This window comes from Streptomyces sp. NPDC057638, from assembly GCF_042800315.1.
GTDB lineage: Bacteria > Actinomycetota > Actinomycetes > Streptomycetales > Streptomycetaceae > Streptomyces.
Genome location: NZ_JBHVHF010000550.1, coordinates 1 through 2,374, shown reverse-complemented (window position 1 = coordinate 2,374; position 2,374 = coordinate 1). Strand labels below are relative to the sequence as shown.

The following is a 2,374-nucleotide window of genomic DNA, read 5'->3' as shown; positions in this document are numbered from 1 at the left end:
CCTATCGGCCGCCCCCCCACAGGCATGTCCGTTCACTCAGAGCCCGGTCGCGGTGTGAGGTCGCGGAGCGGCCCGGCGCGTTGCCGCCGGCAGAAGCCGAGGCAGCCGTCCGGGTCGGGCCCGGCGTCGAGGAGGGCCGGCGTGCCGAAGCCCGCGTCCAGATAGCGCGCTCCAGGCGCGGAGCAGGGTCGGGGCCGCAGGCGAACGCCTCCCGTAGGCCGGCCTCGCGGACGGTGGCACTGGCGGCGTCGAAGCGGGCGGGGCCCGGCAGTTCGGTGAGGACCTTTCGAAGATCCGGGCGTCCCGCACCGGCGGACGGCGCCCCCTCGCAGGAGTGGTGGCCGCCGGACCACAGGCGGCGGATGATCTCCACCGGGTACCCGCCGGTGGAGTGACACACGGCGGCCCGGAGGTGTGAGGGCGCCGGTTCGTGGAACCCGACCCCCATGGCGACGACAGCGCACCCTCTGCCCAGCCGAACCCGCGAGCACGTGTTCGACAGCACCGCCTCTCTCCTGGTCAAGGGGTACGGATGGCTGCCCGACCTGCGGCGGAGAGCTGGTGGCGCCGAAGCCGTCCCCGTACGGCTCTTCGGCCACCGGGGCGTCGCCCTGCACGGCCCGGCAGCGGTGGAGTTCTTCTACGACGAGCGCAACGTCCACCGCGCCGACGCGGTGCCGGGACCGGTGCTGGACACCCTCTTCGGCCGGGGCGCCGTGCACACCCTGGACGGCGCCGCGCACCGGGACCGCAAGGCGCTCTTCCTCGCCGTGCTCAAGGACCGGGAACGGATCGACGACCTGGTGGACCGGGCCGGGGCGGTCTGGGACGAGGCCGCCGGGGACCGCTGGCCCGGGCAGGGGCGGGTGGTGCTCTTCGACGAGGCTGCCCGGATCCTGACCCGCGCGGTCCACGACTGGGCCGGCATCCCGCTGCCCGAGGAGGCGCAGGAGGAGACGGCCCGGGACCTGGTGGCCATGGTGGACGGCTTCGCCGCCGTGGGGCCGCGCCACCTGCGGGCCCGCTGGGCGAGGAAGCGGCAGGAGGAGCGGCTCGCGCCGCTGATCGAGGAGATCCGGTACGCGGGCGCTCTCTCCGGGCAGGCCACGGTGGTGCAGGCGGTGGCGGCACACCGTGACGTGGACGGTGACCAGCTCGACCCGCGCACCGGCGCGGTCGAACTGCTCAACGTCATCCGTCCCACCGTGGCGGTGGCCTGGTTCCTCACCTTCGCCGCGCACGCCCTGCACCGCTGGCCACAGCACCGCGCCGCACTGACGGCGGGCGGCGAGGGCGCGGCCCGCGCCTTCGCCCAGGAGGTGCGCCGTTTCTATCCCTTCGCTCCGTTCACCGGTGGGCTGGCCGCCCGGGACACCCACTGGGGGGAGGTCCCGATCCCGAAGGGCGGGCTGGTGCTGCTCGACCTGTACGGGCACCATCACGATCCCGCGCTCTGGCCCCGCCCGTACTCCTTCGACCCGAGCCGGTTCGCCGGGCGGGGCACGGCCACCGTCCTGGACGATCTGGTCCCGCAGGGCGGCGGGGATCCGGCCACCGGCCACCGCTGCCCCGGCGAGGACATCACCGTCGCCCTGCTGGCCGCCCTCGCACCACGGCTCGCCGCACTGCCCCACAGCGTCCCGGACCAGGACCTGTCGATCCCCCTGCACCGCGTCCCCACCCGGCCGCACGACGGCTATGTCATGGAACCCGGACACCCGGCCTCCACACGAACGGACACAGGGCCCGCGCGGAAAGGACACGAGCATGAGTGAGCGGGACGACACGCGGCGGCGAGAGGAACCCTCGGAGGAGCCTCTGCCCCGCGACCCCCAGGACCAGCAGGCCACCGACGACCACGACGACGACCCCCTGGAGATCACCGTCCCCCCGGAGGACCGGCAGGACGAGGACCTGCCCGACACCGACGAGGCCGGTACCGGGCCGAAGGGACGGCGCCGCACCGCTACCATCCACCCCGAACACCCCGAACCCGACGAACCCACCGGCTGAACCCCGGCCCCGCAGGACGCCGCAGTATCACCACTTCCGAGGCCCCCGGCGCGCCTGTCCCGCCGGCCCGGAGAGGCAGGGACGGAGAGCGGAGTGAACCCCTCGTCCGCTCTGACGTGGCTCTGATCGTGGGCGACATCGCCGCCACCGTGGCCGTCAGCGGCCACCCGCGCCCGAAGGCGGGCGGGCATGACCGGTTGTGTGATCGTCTCGCTGATGGGCGCGCGGGCTCACCCTCAACCGTCCCTTCGGATGGCGCTCCTGGGCGTGGCCCTGGCGGCTGATCGGCGTCACTATGCCGCTGACCGTCGCCGCGACCGCCGTTCTCGCCTGGGCCCTCCTCGACTGGTCGGCCGCCGCC

2 protein-coding genes are annotated in these 2,374 nt (G+C 74.4%); both read left to right on the top strand.

Annotated features, from left to right (window positions below; translation table 11 throughout):
• Nucleotides 1-446: 446 nt before the first annotated feature.
• A complete protein-coding gene (locus tag ACFVIM_RS34635) occupies nt 447-1,775 on the top strand; it encodes a cytochrome P450 (RefSeq protein ID WP_384310223.1) in 1,329 nt (442 codons plus the stop codon).
• Nucleotides 1,768-2,013 carry a hypothetical protein gene (locus ACFVIM_RS34630; protein WP_384310220.1) on the top strand — a complete coding sequence of 82 codons (246 nt, stop codon included), beginning with the start codon at nt 1,768-1,770 and terminating at the stop codon, nt 2,011-2,013. The genes ACFVIM_RS34635 and ACFVIM_RS34630 overlap by 8 nt, the downstream gene beginning before the upstream one ends.
• The last annotated feature ends 361 nt before the right edge of the window (nt 2,014-2,374 follow it).

Coding starts and splice junctions, on each gene's coding strand:
- ACFVIM_RS34630 (WP_384310220.1), top strand. CDS start 1,768: ATGAGTGAGCGGGACGACACGCGGCGGCGAGAGGAACCCTCGGAGGAG.
- ACFVIM_RS34635 (WP_384310223.1), top strand. CDS start 447: ATGGCGACGACAGCGCACCCTCTGCCCAGCCGAACCCGCGAGCACGTG.